This is a genomic window from Pseudomonas yangonensis, from assembly GCF_009932725.1.
GTDB lineage: Bacteria > Pseudomonadota > Gammaproteobacteria > Pseudomonadales > Pseudomonadaceae > Aquipseudomonas > Aquipseudomonas yangonensis.
On sequence record NZ_BLJU01000182.1, the window covers coordinates 1 to 272 of the forward strand.

Below are 272 nucleotides of genomic sequence, written 5' to 3' on the forward strand. Positions count from 1 at the left end.
TTCACTGTGGTTAGCCGGGCAGGCTGGAGGCCAATCCACCCGCCCGGCTAACCACAGTGAACCTCAGGAGAACACCATGGCTAAGCCGTATCCTATCGTCCCGCTGTCCTGGCTGGACGGTTTCAACGACCTCAACGACCAATTGGTCGCCTACGAGATGGCCGTCCGGGCGCTGTTTCGGATGTTCGCCGAGGATGGATCGCCCTACGACCTGGAGACGGTGCTGTCCGGTCTGCATGTCCTGGTGCAGCCGGCGATCGAGGGTTACCAGG

At 61.8% G+C, this 272-nt stretch carries 1 protein-coding gene; it reads left to right on the forward strand.

What is annotated here, in order from left to right:
* Positions 1-76: 76 nt before the first annotated feature.
* A partial coding sequence (locus GYB81_RS23995) for a hypothetical protein (protein WP_161898017.1) occupies positions 77-272 on the forward strand: 196 nt, incomplete at its 3' end.